This window comes from Arthrobacter sp. TJ-240 (genome assembly GCF_058269195.1).
Genome location: NZ_JBZCNG010000001.1, coordinates 668,202 through 689,819 on the forward strand (window position 1 = coordinate 668,202; position 21,618 = coordinate 689,819).

Annotated in this window: 19 protein-coding genes, 1 pseudogene and 1 riboswitch; of the genes and pseudogenes, 14 read left to right on the top strand and 6 right to left on the bottom strand. The window is 70.3% G+C overall.

Going from position 1 to position 21,618, the window contains the following annotated elements:
- Positions 1-121: 121 nt before the first annotated feature.
- Positions 122-478, bottom strand: coding sequence for a hypothetical protein (locus AC4D2C_RS03235; protein ID WP_490912534.1), 357 nt, complete (start codon positions 476-478; stop codon positions 122-124).
- Positions 479-556: 78 nt separating this feature from the next.
- Between AC4D2C_RS03235 and AC4D2C_RS03240 the strand changes: the two genes are divergently transcribed.
- From AC4D2C_RS03240 to AC4D2C_RS03250, 3 genes and pseudogenes are all read left to right on the top strand, one after another.
- Complete coding sequence (locus AC4D2C_RS03240; protein ID WP_490912536.1) at positions 557-1,918, top strand: MATE family efflux transporter; 1,362 nt, start codon at positions 557-559, stop codon at positions 1,916-1,918.
- A 74-nt stretch (positions 1,919-1,992) separates the two neighbouring features.
- Positions 1,993-2,678, top strand: a pseudogene (locus AC4D2C_RS03245) (DNA alkylation repair protein).
- Between the two features lie 131 nt (positions 2,679-2,809).
- Positions 2,810-4,051 carry an MFS transporter gene (locus tag AC4D2C_RS03250; protein ID WP_490912537.1) on the top strand — a complete coding sequence of 414 codons (1,242 nt, stop codon included), beginning with the start codon at positions 2,810-2,812 and terminating at the stop codon, positions 4,049-4,051.
- A 94-nt stretch (positions 4,052-4,145) separates the two neighbouring features.
- On the opposite strand, the gene AC4D2C_RS03255 is transcribed toward AC4D2C_RS03250, so the two are convergent.
- Complete coding sequence (locus AC4D2C_RS03255; protein WP_490912539.1) at positions 4,146-4,853, bottom strand: TetR/AcrR family transcriptional regulator; 708 nt, start codon at positions 4,851-4,853, stop codon at positions 4,146-4,148.
- 214 nt (positions 4,854-5,067) lie between these two features.
- Here AC4D2C_RS03255 and AC4D2C_RS03260 point away from each other — a divergent pair, with 214 nt between their 5' ends.
- Genes AC4D2C_RS03260 through AC4D2C_RS03300 form a run of 9 tightly spaced genes read left to right on the top strand, consistent with a single transcriptional unit; the run spans position 5,068 to position 16,590 of the window.
- On the top strand, positions 5,068-6,564 hold the full coding sequence (locus AC4D2C_RS03260; RefSeq protein WP_490912541.1) for an amino acid permease: 1,497 nt from the start codon (positions 5,068-5,070) through the stop codon (positions 6,562-6,564).
- Between the two features lie 33 nt (positions 6,565-6,597).
- Positions 6,598-7,473, top strand: a complete 876-nt coding sequence (locus AC4D2C_RS03265) for an urea amidolyase associated protein UAAP1 (protein ID WP_490912543.1) — start codon at positions 6,598-6,600, stop codon at positions 7,471-7,473.
- Entirely contained in the window at positions 7,470-8,135 is a 666-nt protein-coding gene (locus tag AC4D2C_RS03270; protein ID WP_490912544.1) for an urea amidolyase associated protein UAAP2, read from the top strand. The genes AC4D2C_RS03265 and AC4D2C_RS03270 overlap by 4 nt, the downstream gene beginning before the upstream one ends.
- Complete coding sequence (gene uca, locus AC4D2C_RS03275; RefSeq protein ID WP_490912545.1) at positions 8,132-11,854, top strand: urea carboxylase; 3,723 nt, start codon at positions 8,132-8,134, stop codon at positions 11,852-11,854. The genes AC4D2C_RS03270 and uca overlap by 4 nt, the downstream gene beginning before the upstream one ends.
- Positions 11,851-13,710 (top strand): allophanate hydrolase, encoded by a 1,860-nt coding sequence (gene atzF / locus AC4D2C_RS03280; protein WP_490912547.1) that lies wholly within the window; start codon positions 11,851-11,853, stop codon positions 13,708-13,710. Before uca ends, atzF begins: the two co-directional genes overlap by 4 nt.
- A gap of 2 nt (positions 13,711-13,712) precedes the next feature.
- Entirely contained in the window at positions 13,713-13,892 is a 180-nt protein-coding gene (locus AC4D2C_RS03285) for a hypothetical protein (RefSeq protein ID WP_490912549.1), read from the top strand.
- Positions 13,893-13,941: 49 nt separating this feature from the next.
- Positions 13,942-14,550 (top strand): DUF308 domain-containing protein, encoded by a 609-nt coding sequence (locus AC4D2C_RS03290; protein ID WP_490912550.1) that lies wholly within the window; start codon positions 13,942-13,944, stop codon positions 14,548-14,550.
- 45 nt (positions 14,551-14,595) lie between these two features.
- A complete protein-coding gene (locus tag AC4D2C_RS03295) occupies positions 14,596-14,967 on the top strand; it encodes a hypothetical protein (protein WP_490912552.1) in 372 nt (123 codons plus the stop codon).
- 30 nt (positions 14,968-14,997) lie between these two features.
- On the top strand, positions 14,998-16,590 hold the full coding sequence (locus AC4D2C_RS03300; RefSeq protein ID WP_490912554.1) for an AAA family ATPase: 1,593 nt from the start codon (positions 14,998-15,000) through the stop codon (positions 16,588-16,590).
- 14 nt (positions 16,591-16,604) lie between these two features.
- Here AC4D2C_RS03300 and AC4D2C_RS03305 read toward each other — a convergent pair whose 3' ends face one another.
- Entirely contained in the window at positions 16,605-17,150 is a 546-nt protein-coding gene (locus AC4D2C_RS03305) for a CGNR zinc finger domain-containing protein (RefSeq protein WP_490912556.1), read from the bottom strand.
- A 55-nt stretch (positions 17,151-17,205) separates the two neighbouring features.
- Between AC4D2C_RS03305 and AC4D2C_RS03310 the strand changes: the two genes are divergently transcribed.
- Positions 17,206-18,213, top strand: coding sequence for an EamA family transporter (locus tag AC4D2C_RS03310; protein WP_490912558.1), 1,008 nt, complete (start codon positions 17,206-17,208; stop codon positions 18,211-18,213).
- Positions 18,214-18,473: 260 nt separating this feature from the next.
- On the opposite strand, the gene AC4D2C_RS03315 is transcribed toward AC4D2C_RS03310, so the two are convergent.
- The gene (locus tag AC4D2C_RS03315) at positions 18,474-19,505 is read right to left on the bottom strand and encodes a glycoside hydrolase family 26 protein (protein WP_490912559.1); all 1,032 of its coding nucleotides are present in this window, start codon (positions 19,503-19,505) and stop codon (positions 18,474-18,476) included.
- A 505-nt stretch (positions 19,506-20,010) separates the two neighbouring features.
- Here AC4D2C_RS03315 and AC4D2C_RS03320 point away from each other — a divergent pair.
- On the top strand, positions 20,011-20,397 hold the full coding sequence (locus tag AC4D2C_RS03320; RefSeq protein WP_490912561.1) for an Hpt domain-containing protein: 387 nt from the start codon (positions 20,011-20,013) through the stop codon (positions 20,395-20,397).
- Between the two features lie 103 nt (positions 20,398-20,500).
- Here AC4D2C_RS03320 and AC4D2C_RS03325 read toward each other — a convergent pair whose 3' ends face one another.
- The gene (locus tag AC4D2C_RS03325) at positions 20,501-20,671 is read right to left on the bottom strand and encodes a DNA/RNA non-specific endonuclease (protein WP_490912563.1); all 171 of its coding nucleotides are present in this window, start codon (positions 20,669-20,671) and stop codon (positions 20,501-20,503) included.
- A gap of 3 nt (positions 20,672-20,674) precedes the next feature.
- A complete protein-coding gene (locus tag AC4D2C_RS03330) occupies positions 20,675-20,866 on the bottom strand; it encodes a hypothetical protein (RefSeq protein ID WP_490912564.1) in 192 nt (63 codons plus the stop codon).
- A 594-nt stretch (positions 20,867-21,460) separates the two neighbouring features.
- Positions 21,461-21,538, top strand: a riboswitch (cyclic di-GMP riboswitch).
- Positions 21,539-21,618: the final 80 nt, after the last annotated feature.

Sequence of the window (21,618 nt, forward strand, 5' to 3'; positions counted from 1 at the left end):
TAAGTGGCCGGCAGGGCGAAGGAGGGCAGGATGCGGGTTGCTCACTTCTGGCGACGTCGCCGGGGCGGACGGCTTCGGTCCGTACTGCTTCGTGCGCGGACGAGCCGGCAGGACGGCCGCGTCAGGGGCGCCCGTCCCCTCCCCGGTCCGGCCTGCGGAGGGGGTGCTCGCGCCAGGGGTCCTGCGCGGAGGGCCCGGGATCGTAGCCGGGGCGGAGGAGCGGCTCGTCGGGGTCGTCCTCGGGGTTCCGCGTCCGCGGCGCGCCCCTGCGGTGCGTCAGCCAGTAGCCCCAGCCGATGCAGGCCGCGGCGGCGAGGACGATCACGAGCCCGACGGCGAGCAGCACCGGCGCGTCGGCGGGCGCCGGGCGGCCCGAGGAATCCGCGCGTGCGAACTCGGAGACGGCCTGCGGGATGAAGAGGGTACTGAGGAACAGCAGGACGAGTCCTGCGAGGTACTGCTTGACGCCGGTTCTCATGACTTCCCTGGATGTCCTCGTGGGCGGATCGGGCTCGTCCCAGCTTAGGCCCACCCGTCCGGCATCTACGCTGGACGGGTGGAGCAGACCCTGCCGGACAATCGCCGGCTCAGCCGCAGTATCCTCGCCCTCGCCGTACCGGCGTTGGGTGCCCTCATCGCGGAGCCGCTCTTCCTGCTCGCCGATTCGGCGATCGTGGGTCATCTCGGCGTCGACGAGCTCGCCGGGGTGGGCCTCGCGTCCACGGTGCTGCAGACCGCCGTCGGGCTCATGGTCTTCCTCGCCTACTCGACCACCCCCGCCGTCGCCCGCCTGCTCGGTGCGGGCCGCCGCCCCGAGGCGCTCGCGGCCGGGCGCGACGGAGTAGGCCTCGCCGTGCTGCTCGGGGTCGCGCTCTCCGCCGCGGGGTGGGCCACGGCACCGCAGCTCGCGTCCCTCCTCGGCGCCCAGGGCGAGGTCCACGCGTTCGCCGTCGACTACCTCCGCTGGTCCATGCCCGGGCTCACCGCCATGCTCGTGGTGCTCGCCGCCACGGGCGTGCTGCGCGGGCTGCAGGACACCCGTACTCCGCTGGTGGTCGCCGGGGCGGGCTTCGGCGTCAACATCGTCCTCAACTACGTGCTCGTGTACGGCGCGGGGATGTCGGTGGCCGGTTCCGCCCTCGGGACGAGCCTCGCCCAGTGGGGCATGGCGGCCGTCTACCTCGTGCTGATCGTGCGGTCCTCCCGGCGGGAACGCGTGTCGCTGAGGCCGTCCCTGCACGGCATCCGGCGCACCGCGGGCGTGGGCTCGTGGCTCATGCTGCGCACCCTGTCGCTGCGCGTGGCCATCCTCGCCACGGTGTTCGTGGCGACGGCGCAGGGGCCCCTGAGCCTCGCCTCCCACCAGCTCGTCATGACCGTCTTCACGTTCCTCGCCTTCGCACTCGACGCCCTGGCCATCGCCGCCCAGGCCCTCATCGGCAAGGAGCTCGGCTCCGGCAACCGTCCCCTGGCGCGGGCGCTCACCCGCCGGATGATCGTGTGGGGCGTGGGGTTCGGCGTCGTCACCGGATGCCTGCTCGCCGCCGTGGCGCCCTTCGTCGGGTGGATCTTCACCACCGATCCCGCCGTGCAGGCGGCCTTCGCCGCGGGGCTGTGGGTGCTGGCCGCCGCCCAGCCGGTCTGCGGCTTCGTGTTCGTGCTCGACGGCGTCCTCATCGGTGCCGGCGACGCCCGCTACCTGGCGCTCGCCGGCGTCGTGAACCTCGCGCTGTACGTTCCGCTGCTCGTCCTCGTGGGCCGCGCGGACCTGACCGGCGGCGAGGGGATCGTGTGGCTGTGGCTGGCGTTCGGCGTCGGGTACATGCTCGCGCGTGCCGCGACCCTCGGGTGGCGTGTACGCGACGACCGGTGGATGGTCACGGGAGCCACGCGGGAGACGGCGGCCCGCAGGGCGTGACGGGGCGCCGCCGCTCTGGTGTCCGTGAGCCGGCCACGGCAGGATGGAGGCCTACGACGAATCCGAGGTGAAGCATGACCACAGGTGTCGGTGTCCCTGCCGTCGATGAGGTGCTGGCGGAGCTGGCCGCACTCGAGGACCCCCGGATACGCGCCGTGAACGAGGCGCACGGAGACGATCACGGGGTGAACCTGTCCGCCCTGCGTGCCGTGGCGAAGCGACTGAGGACCCAGCAGGACCTGGCGCGTGACCTGTGGGCCACGGGGGACACCGCCGCGCGGCTCGTGGCCCTGCTGATCTGCCGACCGAAGGCCTTCGACCCGGAGGAACTGGACAGGATGCTCCGGCAGGCGCGCGTCCCGAAGGTGCACGACTGGCTCGTCAACTACGTGGTGAAGAAGAGCCCGCACGCCGAGCAGTTGCGTCTCGCATGGCTCACGGATCCCGACCCGGTGGTGGCCGGCGCCGGCTGGGCGCTCACGAGCGAGCGTGTCGTGAAGGCGCCCGAAGGGCTCGACCTCCCCGCGCTGCTGGACACACCATCGAGGCCCGGATGAAGGACGCCCCCGACCGGCTGCAGTGGGCCATGAACCACACGCTGGCGCAGATCGGGATCGACCACGCGGCGTACAGGGAGCGCGCCGTCGCCATCGGGGAGCGCCTCGAGGTCCTCAGGGACTACCCGACGCCGCCCAACTGCACCTCCCCGTTCGCGCCGATCTGGATCCGGGAGATGGTGCGGCGCCAGCAGGGGGCGTAGGGCGTACGAACAGGCCACCGAAACCGTCGGCCGCCCGGCGCCGCCCCGACCCCCTGCCGCACGCGCACCGGACGGCTACGGAGTGCGGGCCGCGCCGGAGTGCGCCTCGCTTCCGACGTAGGGTGAAACCGATGAACATCGCCGCCCGATCCCGTTTCCCGGTTCTGCTCCTGCTGGGCATCGTGTTCATCGGTTTCATCCTCCGGGGGCCGATCGTGGCCGTCGCTCCCATCACCGGGCAGATCAGCGCCGAGCTCTCCCTGAGCGCCGCCCGGGCAGGCCTGCTGACCGCGCTGCCGGTGCTGTGCTTCGCCCTGATGACACCCTTCGCCTCCCTGTACGTCGGGAAGGCGGGCGCGAACTTCGCGACGACGACGGCCATCCTCGGCGTCGGGGTCGGTTCCATCGTGCGTTCGGCCGGCGGCCTGGATGCCACGGTCGCGGGCACCATCATCATGGGAGCCTTCATCACCGTCGGCAACGTGGTCCTGCCGGTCGTCATCCGGCGGGACATCGAGCCCCGGCGTGTCGGTATCGTCACGGGCGCCTACACGTCGGCGCTGAACGTGGGCTCGATGATCACGACCCTCGCAACGGTCCCCCTCGCCGGCGCCTTCGGCTGGCGTGGTGCGCTACTGACCTGGATCGGGTTCGTCGTCGTTGCTGCCGCGGTGTGGCTGACCGCCATCGGGCCGGGCAGGGCCTTCCGCTGGGGGCCCCTGAAACCCGCCGTCGAATCGGCCGCCGTCGATACCCTCGCGCCCGGCACCGGTGGCGTCCCGCTTCCGGCCGTGAAACCGCGCACATGGCTCAGCCTCTCGGCCGTCCTCCTCTCGCTGACGTTCGGCGCTCAGGCCTTCTCCTACTACGGACTCACCGCGTGGCTCCCGACCGTCCTCGAGCAGGAACTCGGATACTCCCCGGGCCAGGCCGGGACGAGCTCGTCCATCTTCCAGATCGCCGCCGTCGTCGGCGCGCTCGGGGTTCCGCTGCTCTCGCAGCGGCTGGGCATTCCGCGGACGTTCGGCCTGGTCTCGGCCCTGTGGATCAGCTGTCCGCTGGGACTCCTGCTCGCTCCCGCCGGCTGGCCGGCATGGGGCCTCCTGGGTGGAGTGGCCCAAGGGGGCGGCATCACGATCATCTTCATCCTCGTGGTGCAGCTCGCACTGAGCGGCACGCATGCCCGGCAGCTCTCCGCGATGGTGCAGGGTGCCGGGTATGCCATCGGCGCCACCGCTCCGTCGCTCGTCGGCGCCGTCCATGACGCCACCGGCACCTGGGCACTGCCGACCGCCGTCGTCCTGGTGGCCACTGTCGTATTCGCCGCTGCCGGGCTCGCCGGGTCCCGTCGCGCCAGCACCCCGCGCGCCTGACGCTCTCCTGGCTCCGCTGCGCTCCAGTGGCGCTTGTCCGGGTCCTACCGGAGCGGACGGCGCGTGGTCCCGTCCGCACCGGGGCGTCCTGCCCTCACGGGGCGGATCGACGAGGTAGCTCGTACTCGAGTCGGCTGATGAGCGCGACGCTCTCGCTGCGGACCCTCTCCAGGTCCGTCGCGGCGCCGCAGAGCGCCAGTGCCGCATCGGCCACCTGAACCGGCGAGTCCGGGGTCGCCTGGCCATCGGCCCGGAGGCTGACGAGCGATTCGACGAGGCGGAAGGCTATCTCCCCGTGGTGCCGGGGATCCCCGGGCCACAGCGGGTCGGGGGTGACGGCCGAGCCGAGCCGTTGGTAGAGGCTCCGCAACTCCGCCCGGTCCGCGAGGAAGTTCCCGAACCGCGGATCCCTCGCCTCGGGCAGGTGGTACAGGATGCCTACGTTCCACGGACCGCTGCACAGCTGGGTCCCGTCGAACAACGCCACGGCGTGGAGCCGGGCCGCCGGGGACGGATCGCCGTCGGCTGTCCCATCACCCACGCACACCGCCCGTGCGAAGGCCAGCCCGTCCGCGACCGTCCCGGCCAGGAGGGTCTCGAGCATGTCGTCCTTGGTGGCGAAGTGGTGGTAGAGGGAGGACTGGCGGATCCCGACGGCGTCGGCGATGGCGCGGGTGGAGGTCGTGGCGTAGCCCTGGGTGGTGAAGAGTTCGGCGGCCGCGTCGAGGATCTCCTCGCGGGCGGTGGCTCCACGGCGGATCGGAGGTCGCGCGCGGGGGCGTCCCGGTCCGGCCAATGTCACGCCCTCATTCTTACACCCTCGGAACGGGGTCGGCCGCGCGCCGTCGTCCCGCCGGGGAGCACGAAACATTGCGGAAACGTCCTTTCCACGAGCTGTTTACACCCGTGAAACCCGGGCGGGACCTCGCATTGGAAAACTATCAAGTGACCGGTATTGCTGAGGGCCCTCGGGCACCTCCCGCCGGCACCCACCCGTTCCGAGCACGGAGACACAGATGACGATTCCCCTCTCGACCCAGACGGACGACGCCGACCTCACCTCCCTCGGATACGAGCCGTCCCTGCACCGCAAGCTGGGCCGCTACGCCTCCTTCGCGGCGGGCTTCTCCTTCGTCTCCATCCTGACCACGATCTTCCAGCTCTTCGCCTTCGGGTACTCGTTCGCCGGCCCGGCGTTCTTCTGGACGTGGCCCATCGTGCTCGTCGGCCAGCTCCTCGTAGCCCTGAACTTCGCCGAACTGGCTGCTCGGTATCCGCTGTCGGGCGCCGTCTACCAGTGGGCACGCCGCGTGGGAGGAGAGACCGTGGGCTGGTTCGCCGGCTGGTTCATGGCGGTGGCCCAGGTGGTCACGGCCGCTGCTGCAGCCATCGCCCTGCAGGTCGTGCTCCCACAGCTGTGGAGCGGTTTCCAGCTCGTCGGCGGTGACCCTGCCCTCACCACCGTCACGGGTGCCGCGAACGCCGTCGTCCTCGGCGCCATCCTCCTGGTGGCCACCACCATCATCAACGCCATGGGCGTCCGGCTCATGGCACACGTGAACTCCATCGGCGTAACCTGCGAGATCGTCGGCGTGGTCGCCGTGGTCCTCGCCCTGGTCAGCGCGGCGCAGCGGGGCCCCGACGTCGTGATGGACACCACGGTGCTGCAGAGTTCGGAGCTCGGCGCCGTGGGCGCGTTCCTGGTCTCCGGCCTGATGGCCGCCTACGTCATGGTGGGCTTCAACTCCGCGGGCGAGCTGTCCGAGGAGACCCGGGACCCCCGGCGTACCGCACCGCGCACCATCATCTCCGCCCTCGCAATCTCCGGTATCGGTGGAGCCCTCATGATCCTCACGGCCCTGATGGCGGCGCCCAGCCTCGACGACGGCCGGCTCGCCACCGAGGGACTGCCCTACGTGCTGACCGCGGTCCTCGGGACCTTCTGGGGCAAGGTGCTGCTGGTGGACGTCGCCATCGCGATCTTCGTCTGCACGCTGGCCATCCAGACCGCCGGCTCACGCCTGGTCTTCTCGATGGCACGCGACGGCAAGCTCCCCGCCTCCACCCTGCTGTCCTCCGTGCATCCCCGCCGCGGGACCCCGATGTGGCCGTCCATCGCCATCGGCGCCCTGGCCGTCGGCGTCCTGGCCATCAACGTCGGCAACGCCGCCCTCTTCACCACGCTGACCAGCGTCTGCATCGTCATGGTCTACATCGCCTACCTGCTCGTCACCGTTCCACAGCTGATCAACCGACTCCGCGGCGACTGGGACCGCGTAGGGCAGACCATGCCGGCCGGCCTCTTCTCCCTGGGCCGCTGGGGGCTGCCCGTGAACGTGCTCGCCGTCCTGTACGGCGCCGTCATGGTGGTCAACCTCGCCTGGCCCCGCCCCGAGGTGTACGACCCCGCCGGCGAGAACGGGATCCTCCTCTACTCGGCTCCCCTCATGGTCGCCATCGTGCTGCTCGGAGGACTCTGGGTCCGCCGGGGCATCGCGGCCAAGGCCTCCTGACACCCACCCCGCACGCACACCGACAGGACCGACATGACACAGACCACCGACACCCCGGCAGGCACGGCCACCACGGCCGGGGCCCGGGCCCACGCCCGGGACCAGCACAGCCGGACGGCGGACACCATGCGCCACATCCCGGTGTCCTCAGTACCCTCCTCCCTCATGGACGGACTGCCCGACGGCGCCGCCGACCGCCTGGTCTGGTCGGAGACGCTGGCCTTCGGCCGCTACACGACCCTGCCCCTCGCCCGGGGTACCCGCATCCGGCTCACGGACGCCGGTGACGCCTGCGTGCACACCCTCCTGTACCGGGCGGGGGCCCTGCACGAACGCTTCAATGCGGCGGACACCGTCAAGGTGCCGTGGCAGGCCTACCCCGGCACCGGGCACCCGCTCCTCTCCGACGCGGGACGCGTCCTGGCGACGATCGTCGCGGACACCTCCGGCCACCACGACGCCCTGACGGGAGCCACGACCCTGGCGGGCAACACCGCCCGCTACGGCGCCGGAACGGCCCACAGCGCATCACCGGCGGCCCGGGAACTGCTGACCCTCGGGGCACTGAAGAACGGGCTCGGACCCCGGGACGTCGCGCCGTCGCTCACCTTCTTCAAGGGCATCCGTGTGGACCCCGACGGTGGTCTCGGCTTCACCGGGAGTGCCGGCCCGGGCGCGTACGTCGACCTGCTGCTGCAGGTGGACGCCGTCGTCGTGCTGGCCAACACCGCGCACCCGCTGGACCCGCGCGCCGACTTCACCGGCACCGCCGTCGGTATCGCGGCATGGCGGGCCCCGGAGGACCTCGCCGCACTGGCCGCCGGGCTTCTGGTCGGACCGCTCGCGCCCGAACACCTGCAGGCACTCGACAACACCGAGCACGACCTCGCCGCAAGGAGCACCCGATGAGCACCACCACCACACACCGGGCCACCGACGTGGCCCTCGTACCCGGCGCCGTCGTCCTCGACGAGTACGTCGAGGCCCGCGGGCCGTGGTCCGCGGTCGTCGCTGCGGGCGACGTCCTCACCATTGTGGACCTCGACGGCAACCAGGCGGTCGACTGCCTGCTCTACGCCGCCGGGGACACCGCCGTCCGGTACTCGGCACCGGTCACCATCGCGCAGCAGCGCTCGATCGTCCTCACCACCGGCTCCGTGCTCCGCGCCGACAACGGCCTCGCGCTCATGACGGTCGTGGCGGACGAGGTGGGCGTGCACGACACGATCGGCGGTGCCTGCTCCCAGGAGTCGAACACGCTCCGGTACGGCCAGCACACGCGCGAGCAGCACGCCTGCGTGGAGAACTTCCTCATCGAGGGCTCCCGGTGGGGGCTCGGCAGGCGGGACCTCGTCTCCAACATCAACTGGTTCATGAACGTCCCGGTGGATCCCGACGGCGCCCTCGGGATCGTCGACGGCCTCTCCGCCCCGGGCAAGCGCGTGGCGCTCCGCGCCGAGGTGGACACCCTGGTGCTCGTCTCCAACTGCCCGCAGGTCAACAACCCCTGCAACGGCTTCGACCCCACTCCCGTCCGCATGATCGTCACCCGTCCGGAGAACGCCGCATGAACCGTTTCGACACCCTGCTCGTCGCCAATCGCGGGGAGATCGCCTGCCGCATCATCGACTCCGCGCGGAAGCTCGGTCTGCGGACGGTCGCCGTGTTCTCCGAAGCCGACCGCGGCGCCCGCCATGTCCGGCTCGCCGACGAGGCCGTGCTCCTCGGCCCGGCACCGGCCAAGGAGTCCTATCTCCGCGTCGAGGCGCTCCTGGCGGCTGCCGCGGCCTCCGGCGCCGGCGCCATCCACCCCGGCTACGGCTTCCTGTCCGAGGACGCCGGCTTCGCGGAGGCCGTCGAGGCCGCAGGACTCGTGTTCGTGGGACCCACGCCCGAGCAGCTGCGCATCTTCGGCACCAAGCACACCGCCCGGGACGCCGCATCCGCCGCCGGCGTCCCCATGATCGCCGGGTCCGTGCTGCTCGACGGCGTCGACGACGCCCTGGCAGCCGGAGCGTCGATCGGGTTCCCCCTCATGCTCAAGGCGACCGGCGGCGGAGGCGGCATCGGGATGACCGTCTGCCGCACCGAGGAGGAGCTCGAGGAGAGCTTCCCCCGCGTCGCCCGGCTCGCGGGAGCCAGCTTCGGGACCGCCGGCGTCTTCGCCGAGCGCTACGTGGAGAACGCCCGTCACGTGGAGGTCCAGGTCTTCGGCGACGGCGAAGGCCGCGTGGTCAGCCTCGGTGACCGCGACTGCTCCCTGCAGCGCCGCCACCAGAAGGTCCTCGAGGAGGCACCGGCGCCGGATCTCCCGGACGGGCTCCGCGAGGAACTGCACCGCAGCTCGCGGGCACTGTGCGCCTCGCTCGGCTACCGCTCGGCCGGAACGGTGGAGTTCGTCTACGACTCCGCACGCCAGGAGGCCTCGTTCCTCGAGGTGAACGCGCGTCTGCAGGTCGAGCACCCCGTCACGGAGTCGGTCACCGGCGTCGACCTCGTCGAGTGGATGCTCCGCCTCGCCCAGGGCGGGCCCGACGCCGCGGCCGTCCTCGCCGGGGTGCCCGACAGCGTCCCCGTCTCCGGCCACGCCGTGGAGGCCCGGGTGTACGCGGAGGACCCCGCACGCGGCTTCCAGCCCAGCGCGGGCACGATCACGAACACCGCCTACCCCGAGGCGGACCACGTCCGCGTGGACACCTGGGCCGAGACCGGCAGCGAGGTCTCCACCAACTACGATCCCCTCCTGGCGAAGATCATCACCTCCGGCAACAGCCGCGACGAGGCCTTCGACCGCCTGGCCGATGCCCTCGCCGGCACGCGGATCGACGGCATCGAGACGAACCTCGGCATGCTGCGCGCCGTCAGCACGCTCGACGTCGTCCGCGCGGCAGGGCACTCGACCAGCACCCTCGACACTGTGGGGGACCCCGAACCACGCATCACCGTGGAGCGGCCCGGACTCCAGACCAGCGTGCAGGACTGGCCGGGCCGCACCAACCTGTGGCAGGTGGGCGTCCCGCCGAGCGGCCCGATGGACGATCTCTCCTTCCGGCTCGGCAACCAGGCCCTCGGCAATGAGGAGGGTGCCCCCGGCCTCGAATTCACGATGACCGGGCCCAGCCTGACCTTCTCGCACGAGACCACGCTGTGCGTGACCGGAGCGGAGGTCCGCGTGACGGTGGACGGCGCCGACGCCACCCCGTGGGAGCCGATCACGGTTCCCGCCGGAGGAACCCTCGACGTCGGGACCGCGGAGGGTGCCGGACTTCGCGGCTACATCCTGTTCGCGGGGGGCCTCGACATCCCGCTGTACCTCGGCAGCGCGTCCACGTTCACCCTGGGCCAGTTCGGCGGCCACGCCGGGCGCGTCCTCCGGACCGGCGACGTGCTGCGGACCGTGCGGGCCGACGCGCCCGTCGGCTCGGCACCGGTGCCGCTCGACGCCCGGCCGGCCCTGACCTCGAGCTGGGAGCTCACCGTCGTCGAAGGCCCGCACGGAGCGCCGGAGTTCTTCCAGCGGGAGGACATCGACGAACTCCTCGCCACCGGCTACGAGGTGCACTTCAACTCCGCGCGCACCGGCGTCCGGCTCATCGGGCCCAAGCCCCGCTGGGCACGGAACGACGGCGGCGAGGCGGGCCTTCACCCCTCCAACATCCACGACACCGCCTACTCCGTGGGCGCGCTGGACTTCACCGGTGACACGCCCATCCTCCTCGGACCGGACGGCCCCAGCCTCGGCGGATTCGTCTGCCCCGTGACGGTCGTGACGGCCGACCGGTGGAAGCTCGGACAGCTCCGCCCGGGCGACACCGTGCGGTTCGTCCCGGTCCGCGCCGTCCAGGCACCCTCGCTGCGGGATCTCGGCCCCGGGCGGCAGCTGATCCTCCCGGACACCCCTGAACTGCTGCCCGGTGACAGCGCGTCCCTGCACCGGCGACTGCTCCGCGGCGGGGACGGCGACGACGGCGTGCTGGCACGCACGGCGGAGGAACCGGGCAGGCCCGCCGTGACGTACCGGCGCTCGGGTGACGACAATCTCCTCGTCGAGTACGGTGACATGGTCCTCGACCTCGGCCTCCGGGCGCGCGTGCACGCCCTGCACCTGGCCATCGAGCAGATGCGGCTTGCCGGCGTGGTCGACCTGACGCCGGGGATCCGCAGCCTCCAGATCAAGGTGGACCCCTCCGTCCTCTCCACGCGCCGCCTGCTGGAGGTGGTCCAGGACGTCGAGAGCGCCCTGCCGGCCAGCTCGGAACTCGTGGTGCCCAGCCGCTCGGTCCGCCTGCCCCTGTCCTGGGACGACCCGGCGACCCGCGAGGCCATCGAGCGGTACATGGCCGGTGTGCGCGACGACGCCCCCTGGTGCCCGTGGAACATCGAGTTCATCCGGCGCATCAACGGGCTGGACTCGGTGAACGACGTCTTCGACACCGTCTTCGACGCCGAATACCTGGTCCTAGGCCTGGGCGACGTGTACCTCGGAGCCCCCGTCGCCACCCCCCTCGACCCGCGGCATCGCCTCGTCACCACCAAGTACAACCCCGCGCGGACGTGGACGCCGGAGAACGCCGTCGGCATCGGTGGAGCCTACATGTGCATCTACGGGATGGAGGGTCCCGGCGGCTACCAGTTCGTGGGACGCACCACCCAGGTCTGGTCGCGGTACGCCGACTCCGCCCCGTTCGAGGCGGGATCGCCTTGGCTGCTGCGGTTCTTCGACCGCATCTCGTGGTACCCGGTCAGCCCTGAGGAGCTGCTGGACCTGCGCGCCGACATGGCGGCCGGCCGGGGACGCGGCGTCGGGATCGAGGAGGGCACGTTCTCGCTCGCCGAGCACGAGCGGTTCCTCGCCGACAACAGCGCATCCATCGCGGAGTTCCGCGTGCAGCAAGCGGCCGCCTTCGCCGTCGAACGCCAGGCATGGGCCGACGCCGGCGAGTTCGACCGCGCCGATGCCGCTGCCGCCACGGTCCCCGATTCCGAGGACCTGGTGGTGCCGGACGGCGCCACGCTGGTCTCCTCGCCCTTCGCCGCCAGCGTGTGGAAGGTGGACGTGGCCGCGGGTGACACGGTGGTGGAGGGACAGCCCCTGGTCTCCCTCGAGGCCATGAAGATGGAGACCGTCCTCAGCGCTCCCTGCAACGGACTGGTGCTGCAGGTACTCCCCCTCGCGGGGTCGCAGGTCGTGGCCGGTGAAGCGCTGGTGGTCCTGGGTGCTTCCCCTGCGACGGAACCCGAACCGGGGCAGGATCCCGAATCACGAGCGACAGAAGAGGTGGCTGCATGAACGCCCTGGCAACCGACCGCGTCCGTGCGGCACTCGCGGCGATCGACGCCGTCGACCGCCCGGAGATCTGGGTGACCCTCCGCCCGGCCGGGGACCTCCTCGCCGACGCCGCCGACATCGACGCGCGGGTCGGCGGGGGCGAGGATCTTCCCCTCGCGGGACTCCTCCTCGCCGTGAAGAACAATGTGGACGTGGCGGGCATCCCCACCACGGCGGCCTGCCCGGGTTTCTCCTACCTCCCGGGGCGGGACGCCGAAGCAGTGCGCCGCCTGCGGGCCGCAGGCGCCGTCGTCCTGGGCGCCACGAACCTGGACCAGTTCGCCACCGGACTCGTGGGCACGCGCAGCCCCCACGGAGCCGTGCGCGATGCCCGCCGGCCCGACTACATCTCGGGCGGGTCCAGCTCCGGCTCGGCCGTCGCCGTGGCCCTGGGACTCGCGGACATCGCCATCGGCACCGACACCGCCGGTTCGGGGCGCGTCCCGGCGGGCCTGCAGGGGATCGTGGGCATCAAGCCCACCCTGCATGTCGTCTCCACCGATGGCGTGGTGCCTGCCTGCCGTTCCTGGGATGCGGTGACCATCCTGGCGCGGGACCTCGCCCTGGCCGAACGCGCGATGGGTGTGATGGCGGGCGGCTCGCGTCCGTGGCCCTCGGACGTCCGGCTGTCGGCGCCGGGCCGGCCCCGCGTCGCCTACCCCGCCGAGCTGCCCGAGCTCTCGCCCGCGTGGGCCGCCGAGTTCGGCCGTCAGGTCGCCCGGCTCGCGGCGTCCGGCGTCGACGTCGAGCCCCTGCCGATCGAGCTGTTCCTGCAGGCCGCACGCCTGCTCTACGACGGCGCCCTCGTGGCGGAGCGTCATGCCGCCGTGGGGGAGTTCGTGGAGAACGCCGTCGGGGACGGCAACCCCGCCGGGCTCGATCCCACGGTCGCCGGCATCATCACCCGTGCAGGCACGCTGCCCGCGCACCGGTACGTCACGGACACCGCCCGCCTCGCCGAGCTCGAACGGGCGGCACTCGTGCAGCTCGAGGGTTTCGATGCCCTCCTGGTGCCCACGGCGCCCCTGCATCCCCTGCTGGCGGAGGTGGCAGCGGACCCGGTGGGCGTGAACTCGCGTCTGGGGACGTACACGAACTTCTGCAACCTGTTCGACATGTGTGCTGTCGCGGTGCCGGCCGGGGAGGTGGACGGGGCCCAGTTCGGCGTCACCGTCGTCGGGCGCACCTTCGAGGACGCCGTCGTCGCCGACATCGCCCGCCGCATCGAACGGACCCCCGCTCCTCCTGCCCTGTTCGCGGAAGGCACCGCCGGCGGCATGGACACCGCCGCGCTCCCGTGGCCGCTAGCGGCGGGAGCCGCCGGCGTCCCGCTCGTCGTGGTCGGGGCGCACCGCCGCGGCCAGGTCCTCGCACCGCAACTCGAGGCTCTCGGCGCCTTCTGGGACGGTCCCGTCCGGACGGCCGCGCGGTACCGCATGGTGGCCCTGGAGACGCAGCCGCCGAAACCAGGGTTGTACCGCTCCGACGACGGCGCGGAGCTCGTCGCCGAGCGATGGATCCTCTCCGAGGCGGCGCTCGGGCGGTTCCTGGCGGTTCTGCCCGAACCCATGCTGCTCGGTTCCGTCCGTCTTGCGGACGGAACCGCCGCCGTCGGATTCGCCTGCGACGCAGTGGCTGCTGCCGGTGGGCGGGACATCACGCACCACGGGGACTGGCTCCTGGCTACGGCAGCCGACTCCGGCGCAGGGGTGGGCGCAGGGCACACGGGTGAGGGGCAGCCGGAGTACGGCGCCCTGCGTACCTTCCTCCTGGCAGCGTTGTCCCGCGGCCGTTCCACAGGGGCAGGACGCGCCTAGCCGTGCCACCCTTCGACGAGGCGACGAACTGGTGGCGGAAGATCCTCCGGTCCGCACAGGACGTGCGGACGGACGGTCCCCTGACGGCGGGCAGGAGCGCCGACTGGCGGTACCAGTGGCTGCTGCCGGGGGATGCAGCCTTCGCGGTGCCGTCGCCTGCCGCTGCGGAGGTGGAGGACTAAACTGGATAGGCCGGAGACCGACCCGGCCCCGCTCCCAGAGAGGCCCTTGATGGCTGCTGCACCCTCCGCCCCGAGCGCCGCTCCCGCCGCCGAGCTCCTGGTGTGGAAACCGTTCCTGGTCCGCGCCGCGGTGAGCGCACTGTTCGGCCTACTGACGGTCTTCTGGCGTGATCCGTCCACGCTCGTGATGTCCGTGGCGGGCGGGGTCTACCTCCTGCTGAGCGGCGCGGCCTACCTCTGGACCCACCGCATGACGCACTGGGGCCCGCGCTTCCGGCTGGTCACCGACATCGGCGGCGGACTGCTCCTCGGAGCCGGGATCGCCGGCCTCGTCTTCGTCGACGATCGCAGCTTCGCCTTCGCCGCCGCCGTGGCCCTGGTGGTCGCAGGCCTCGCCGAACTGGTCCGCGGGCTCTCCGTCCGCGCCCACGCGGCGTCACGGGACCTCGTGGTGGTCGGTGTGGTGGGCATCGTGACGGGCGTGATCCTCCCGTTCGTCGAGCAGCTCGGAGCGCACGCGCTGCTCGGGGTGACGGGCGGTGGGGCGCTGCTGACCGCCGTCGTGCTCGGCATCGCCGGTCTCAGCTACCGGCACGATTCAGCGCTCAGCGCATCGTCCGGATCCGGCGCCCAGGGCGAACCGGACCCCGTAAACTAGAGGCTCTACGCCTCGTAGAAATATTCGGAACCGGAAGGAGTGCCCGTGGCCAACCGCCAGTCGGGGAAACCCACGCAGGGACGATTCCGCCACGGCATCAAGGCACCCCTCGTCTTCTCCGCCGTCCTGGCCCTGGTGGCCGGTGTCGCGACGTCCATCTTCGCCACCGGTGGTGGCTCCAAGGAGCTGCGCGTCGATCTGGGCCTCACGGCCGCCGGGATCGCCTTCATCGTCTCCCTGGTGATCTGCGCGATGCTCATGATGGCCGAGACACCCAATGCCGAGCACCTCAGCCAGGGTTCGGGCGTCCACCGCTCGTCCGCGACGCCGGACCCCGAAGCACCGGTCAAGCGGCCGTCAGGCGAGACCGACGACGAACCGCGTTTCGGGGAGCGCCTGCCGAAGCAGGACAGCTAGCCCCCTTGACGTCCCTGTTAGCCTCCCAGCATGGGGGATGACATCACGGGATTCATGAGGGATTTCGGCGTGCTCGCGCGCCTGGCACTGGAAGCGCAGCCGCACTCCGCGCGCGGCCGGGAACTCTTCGACACGCTCTCGGCCCACCTCGGGACCGAGCCCGCCGGCGTGCCGGTCGTCGTCGAGGAGGTCCCCGCCCACCGCTTCGTGGACGCCGACATCGTCCTGGCGTCGCTCACGGCGGACGGCCGGTGCGTGGGCATCGGCGGCGGGGACCACCGCCACCACCTGTCCTTCAGCGACATGGTGCAGCAGTCCGGGGTCCACCCGAGCTTCCCGCTGTCCCAGCCCGACTACGCGAACCTGCCGGTCGGCCCGGACGAGCAGCGGCAGGCGGTGGCGCTGGGCCTCCGGCTGTTCGAGCGTGACGGCGTGCCCCTGGCGGTCCTGCAGCGCAAGGCCGAGCCCCGCTACAACCGGCAGTCCGCGTCGCTCGAGGTGTTGTGTGCGGACGCCGTCACCGTCGCCGGGTTCCTCGCCGAGTTCCGGCGCAGGATGCAGCGCGAGAGCGTGATGAAGGGGCAGGTGCTGTCCTTCACCGTCGAGGACTTCGGACCGAGCAGCGCGGGCATCACCTTCCACCACCGGCCCACCCTGGACGCCGGTGACGTGATCCTCCCCGAGGGACTCCTGGAACGCGTCAGCGAACACGCGCTCGGTATCGCCGTGCACCGGCAGGCCCTGGTCGCGGCCGGACAGCACCTCAAGCGCGGCATCCTCCTCTACGGTCCGCCCGGCACCGGCAAGACCCACACCGTCCGGTACCTGCTGAGCGCGAGCGCGGGGACGACGGCGATCATCCTCACGGGCGGGACGCTGCGGCACGTGGGCGAGGCGGCGCGGACAGCCCGCGCACTCCAGCCGTCCATCGTGGTCCTCGAGGACTGCGACCTGATCGCCGAGGACCGCAGCTTCGGGCACGGGCCGCAGCCCCTCCTGTTCGAGGTGCTGGATGCCATGGACGGACTCGACGACGACGCCGACGTCACGTTCGTGCTGACCACCAACCGCGTGGACATGCTGGAGCGGGCCCTCGCCCAGCGCCCCGGGCGCGTTGACCTCGCCGTGGAGGTGCCGCTTCCCGGGGAGCACGAGCGGGCCGCGCTGCTGCGTCTGTACGCGCGCGACCTCGCCTTCGGCGAGGACGCCGTCGGGGCCGCTGCCGCGCGGACCGAGGGCACCACGGCGTCGTTCACGCGTGAACTCGTGCGCCGCGCGGTCCTCGCGGCCGCACTGCACGACGCGCCCGTGGCGGACGGGCACCTGCTGGCCGCCGTGGACGAACTGATGGCCGACGGCGCAGCACTGACGCGGAGCCTGCTCGGGAGCAACGGCCCCGGCCCGGAGGACGGCGTTCCCACCGTGCACGGCGGCTCGTTCGGGTGGGGGCCCGGCACCACGTACTCCGGAAGCTACTCGCCCGCGTACGGGTCCTCGGCGTCCCTGTCCTTCGAGGGGGAGGGTTTCGCCGACGGAGGCTTCTCGGAGGACGGCTTCCCGGACGACGGCGTGCAGGGCATCGGCAGGACCGACGATGCGCCCACCGACGACGGCGGGCGCTAGCACCGGCGGAAGCTTCAGGCGCCCTGCGCCTTCCTCGCCCGGTAGGCCTTCACGTGCGTGCGGTTCGCACAGTTCCCGGTGTCGCAGAAGCGGCGGGAGCGGTTGCGGGAGAGATCCAGTACCACGCCGTCGCAGTCCTCGGCCGCGCAGGAGCGCAGGCGGTCCAGTTCGTGCCCGCGGATGACGTCGGCGAGGGCCATCGCGGCCTCGGTGGCCATGCGTTCCTCGAGCGGCGCTTCGGGCGCGGTCGCATGGAGGTGCCAGTCCCACTCGTCGTGCCTGACCAGCTGGGGAAGGGCGTTGGCCCGCCGGAGGATCGCGTTGACGAGTGCGACGGCGTCGTCCTCCTCCGCGAACCAGATCACCTCCAGCTCGGACCGCAGGGCACGGACGGACTCCAGCTCGGCGTCCATGTGGGTCCGGGAGCCGGAGAACCGCTGCTCCTCGAGGAACCGGTCGAGTCCCTCGAGGGTGGCCAGGGGATCGGCGTCCTCCTTGGCGGTGTTGATGAGCGCGGCCGCGGACGAGAGTGCCACTTCCGTGTCATGCGTGAAAAGCATGTTGACTCCTGACATCGTCCGCGCCTAGTGTCACTACCATAACTACTTCACACTCATGACACCAGTCACCGACACGAAACGAGCGGACATGACCCTGCGCCCTGCCCCCGGCCTGTGGATAGCCCTGATCTCCGCGGCGGCGTTCGGCGTCTCCGGCCCCTTCGCGAAGTCACTCCTGGAGATCGGCTGGAGCCCCGGAGCCGCCGTCGGCCTCCGCATCGGAGGCGCCGCCGTCGTGCTCCTGGTGCCCGTGCTGATCGCGCTGCGCGGCCGCTGGTCCACCCTGCGCGGCAACGCGCTCACCGTCATCATCTACGGCGTGACGGCGATCGCCCTGTGCCAGCTCTTCTACTTCAATGCCGTGCAGCGCATGTCCGTCGGCGTCTCGCTGCTGCTCGAGTACCTGGCGCCGGTGCTGATCGTCGGATTCCTCTGGCTGCGCTCGCGGAGGGCGCCGAATGCACTCACGATGATCGGATCCGTGACCGCCGTTCTCGGGCTCCTGCTCGTCCTCGACCTAGCGGGCGACGCACGGCTCGACCCCGTGGGCGTGCTGTTCGGCCTCGCTGCCGCCGTCTGCCTTGCGGTGTACTTCCTGATGTCCGCGCGCGTCGACGACTCGCTGCCGCCGCTCGTCATGGCCGGCGGCGGGATGGTGGTGGGCGCGCTCACCATCCTGGTGCTCGGCGTCACGAACATCATGCCGTTCCGCTTCGTGTTCACGGACGTCCAGCTCGCCGGGCGGACGTACAGCTGGGTGCTGCCGGTAGCCGTCCTCGTCCTCGTCGCCACCGTCGCGGGCTATGTGACGGGCATCGTGGCGGCGCAGCGCCTCGGGTCCAAGGTCGCGAGCTTCGTGGCGCTGACCGAGGTGATGTTCGCCGTCCTCGCGGCCTGGCTGATCCTCGGCGAGCTACCCGGCGCCGTGCAGTTGCTCGGCGGTCTCCTGATCGTCGCCGGCGTGGTGTGCGTACGGCTGGACGAGCTGCGGTCGGCGCCCGACGACGTCGCCGCGGCGGTGCTCGACCGGCCCAGTCCGGTGGAGCCGCTTCCGCGGGGGTGATGGCGCGGCAGGACGATGCGTCCGCGCCAACACCACCGCAGGCCGCAGGGACAAGAGGTGCACTGTGCTCTACTGACCTTGTGCCTCATCCCGTGGGGACACCGAAGGAAACCCTCGCAGGAGTGATGGCCGGAATGGCCTTCCAGCGGTGCTGCTTGCGCTCGGGACCGTTCTAGCTGTTTTGTTGGAGCCGGTACAAGGAGGGTGGAGCTACGCGTGGTTCCTTCTGAGAAATATCCTTGCCGTCGGCGGTGCGTGGGTCAGGTGAGGGGTTCTCCGCAGGTTCGTGGTTCGGGCGCGTAGTGGTACCAGTCCGGTAGTGCGGCGGTGAACTCGGAGCGGATGGTGTCGTTTTCCAAGACTGTCCAGTCCACGGGTGCGCCGACTTCGGGTTCCATCTTGTTCCACTCGAACCAGTTGACCATTTTGAGTTGCGGGAACCGTTCGTGCACTGTGGGGTCGAAGACCTGCTCCCACCAGGCCCGCTTGATGTTCAGGCTCCGGAGCTGACCGATGTCAGCCTGTACCAGCGACGCTGTCTCCGGGATCGCGACGGGCTTGCCGTGGTCTACTCCGTACTGGGTGTAGAAGTCCGGCAGCATCGAGTCGTTGCCGTTCTTGCCGTTGTAGGTGCCGGTGAGCTGGTCGATGAACTTGCCTTCCTCGGGCATCTCACTTTCGGACCAGGGGTAGGTGTTGCCCCAGTGGTAGAGGGACATGCCCACCCAGTCCACGGCGTCATCGCCCGGGTAGTAGGGGGCGTACGGGTCGTCGAAGGAGGTCAGGGTGCCGTCACCGGTGGTGTCCAGCTCCGAGAATCCGGGTGCTCCGGGGAGGGATTCGAATTCACCACCGGCGAACGGGTACCCGCCGGCGTAGTTCGGCGCCCACATCATCGCCGATCCCGGGGCCCGCCCGTGGACGGCGTCCGCGACGCGTCGGTACGCAGCGATGTACTCGGCCGGTTGCTGACCCCACGGGTACCAGGACCCGTTCATCTCGTGCGCGAAACGAACGATCACCGGCACGCCGTTCGTGTTGAACCCTGCCAGGAGGGCTGCGAGCTCGTCCGCACGCGCCGACGTGACCGCGTCGAGCCCTTCGATCGGCTCCAGGGTCAGTAGCAGCGTGCCCCCGTTCTGGCGCAGCTGCTCGGCCGCGGACGCCAACAGGCCCGGGTCTTCCTCGTTGAACGGGAAGTCCGCGAATGTCACCGCAACAGCGGGGCGTTCACCGAGCTTGTCCGAGTACTCGGCGAGGGTTTCCCTGCCCCACTCCAGATTCACGCCCATCAACGTTCCCGCGTCCGGGGCGAGATTCCTCCCTTCGATCGAATCACACGGCACAGCTTGGGTGTTGATGTTGCAGGCACACAGGGACAGGAGCAGCATCGCCAGCACCAGGCGAACAAGACGTGAGACCACGCTCCCAATCTACGGGTAGGGACTCACCCTGGAGCGGGAACAGAGCGAACTTCACCCAGTCCTGCGCCTACCTTGCCGAGTCGACCGCTTACTACGGAGCGCACCCACTACGGGTGGGTCAGAACAAGTAGCCGGTACTCGTGTGCCGGCCGCCCTTTGGCCTCGAAGATAGAAATGAACAGTTGCCAAAGCGGCGGCAGACGGTGGAGCCGGGGCAGCCATGACACACAACATTTCTGGTCCTGCCGATCCGCTGATTGCGGCCGAGATCGCCAGCACCACGTGTGCCTCGAACCCACCGACCGTGGACAGTCATCCACGCCGACCTCCGCGGCTGATAGTGGTCCTGGGATGAATCGGCTGGTAGGAACCCATGATTCCGGTTTTTGACCCAGTGGTGTTCGACGAACTGGTCGATGGGCTGGACTCGCAGATCATTGCCACTGACTTCCTCGACACCTTCACTGCCATGCTCGACGACCGCATCCGCGTCATCGAGCATGCGGTCAGGGCCCAGAATCGTGAGGACATCGTGAGAGCCCTTCATAGTCTGCGGGCCAGCGCCGCCATGGTTGGAGCGCGTCAGTTGAGCGAGTCCACCACGCGCGCACTCGGAAGCAACCACCCCGAAGCAATAGCTGTCGGGCCACTCGTCCGGACGCTTCAAGGGCAAGCTGACCTGTTTCGAACAGCAACTGCCACCTTCCGCACTCCCGCGGATTCCTCCTTGCCAGAGTCAGAAGTACGACAGCGCGTCTGACCAGTAGCTACCTGCCGCAGGGGTGGAGAAGTCTCAAGCGGATGTTCGAGCGCTCACGCAGGCTCAACACGGATGTCTGAAACAGACGTATCTGCCACACGTCTCAGGGATGCAGATAGGACTCCAGAACGAGCCAGAATTCGAGGCCCTGGTTGAACTTCGCCGCCTGCGGGGCCGCGTTGGTGTAGTCGAAGGTGTCCTCGTTCGCGGTGACTGCCTCGGCGCGCGTGTCACCCCAGACAGTCGAGACCCTCGCGGTCTGAGCGCTCCCCACCAGTCACAGTGGCAGTGGTACCGGCACCAGCAGCGACAGTGTCGGTGACAGCAGTAGGCCTGCCGCGAGTTCCTGCTGCCGGTCTCTGCCGATGCGGAAAGCTTCGAGCAGCACGCTCGCCTGGAAGCACCCGATGACCATCCGCCCACGATAGGCCGCGAGGGCGAGGAGCGTCATGACGGAACCTGCACCCACGAGGACCTCACTGCTCCTTGGTCGAAGCATCCATCTGTCGAAACTATCAGCCGATCAGGACCCACACCGGCTACCAAGTGGGGGATCGCCTGAGGTGCCTGGTCTCAGTACTCCTGCCGTCTGCTCGTGCGGCCATCGCTGGGCTTATGGTCCGCTGATGAGGGCGATGGTCGTTACGAGGACCTGGAAGAGGGCGAAGCCCCAGAGTGCGGAGGCGGCAGCCCACCACGGATATCTGCCCTTCAGCGCGAACACAGCTCCGGTCAGGCCGAGAACGATGGGTAGGGCAAAGACCCACAGAGGGCGGGGAGTGCCGGTCCCGGCCCAGTCAGGGAGGAGGAGAACGACTACGGTCGCCAGGAGCATCAGCACCCACCTCGCAACGGGCCGGATAGCTCGTGGTGGATGGCGTATTTCAGTAGCTTGCACAGCTGTTGAGCGGTGTGACTAGCATGGCGAAAGATTTTCTTACCTGGGGGAGTACTGCGGGAATGCTGCCCTGTTCTTTGCCTCTTCTACCCGGTTTTATTGATGATGGCAGGCAAGGATGGGGTTTGGCCCTTGTGGAGGGCCGGGCACCTTTCGGCAATCGCCCGGAGGTAAAGGCAAACCCGGGGTGACCCGGGGACGCAAAACCACGGGGCCTCCTTGGAGGCCAGCCGGGTTACCAAACCAGTGAAGGTCTCAGTCATGGTCTCAACCTTGCCCTTTTCCTTGTCCTCAGTTCCGCGTGTGGTCCCACCGGCTCCTCC

What these genes read in the sequence shown, in the direction of transcription:
- AC4D2C_RS03235 (WP_490912534.1), bottom strand. Translation starts at nt 478, where the DNA reads ATGAGAACCGGCGTCAAGCAGTACCTCGCAGGACTCGTCCTGCTGTTC.
- AC4D2C_RS03250 (WP_490912537.1), top strand. Translation starts at nt 2,810, where the DNA reads ATGAACATCGCCGCCCGATCCCGTTTCCCGGTTCTGCTCCTGCTGGGC.
- AC4D2C_RS03260 (WP_490912541.1), top strand. Translation starts at nt 5,068, where the DNA reads ATGACGATTCCCCTCTCGACCCAGACGGACGACGCCGACCTCACCTCC.
- AC4D2C_RS03265 (WP_490912543.1), top strand. Translation starts at nt 6,598, where the DNA reads ATGACACAGACCACCGACACCCCGGCAGGCACGGCCACCACGGCCGGG.
- AC4D2C_RS03270 (WP_490912544.1), top strand. Translation starts at nt 7,470, where the DNA reads ATGAGCACCACCACCACACACCGGGCCACCGACGTGGCCCTCGTACCC.
- uca (WP_490912545.1), top strand. Translation starts at nt 8,132, where the DNA reads ATGAACCGTTTCGACACCCTGCTCGTCGCCAATCGCGGGGAGATCGCC.
- atzF (WP_490912547.1), top strand. Translation starts at nt 11,851, where the DNA reads ATGAACGCCCTGGCAACCGACCGCGTCCGTGCGGCACTCGCGGCGATC.
- AC4D2C_RS03290 (WP_490912550.1), top strand. Translation starts at nt 13,942, where the DNA reads ATGGCTGCTGCACCCTCCGCCCCGAGCGCCGCTCCCGCCGCCGAGCTC.
- AC4D2C_RS03300 (WP_490912554.1), top strand. Translation starts at nt 14,998, where the DNA reads ATGGGGGATGACATCACGGGATTCATGAGGGATTTCGGCGTGCTCGCG.
- AC4D2C_RS03305 (WP_490912556.1), bottom strand. Translation starts at nt 17,150, where the DNA reads ATGCTTTTCACGCATGACACGGAAGTGGCACTCTCGTCCGCGGCCGCG.
- AC4D2C_RS03310 (WP_490912558.1), top strand. Translation starts at nt 17,206, where the DNA reads ATGACACCAGTCACCGACACGAAACGAGCGGACATGACCCTGCGCCCT.
- AC4D2C_RS03315 (WP_490912559.1), bottom strand. Translation starts at nt 19,505, where the DNA reads ATGGGCGTGAATCTGGAGTGGGGCAGGGAAACCCTCGCCGAGTACTCG.
- AC4D2C_RS03320 (WP_490912561.1), top strand. Translation starts at nt 20,011, where the DNA reads ATGATTCCGGTTTTTGACCCAGTGGTGTTCGACGAACTGGTCGATGGG.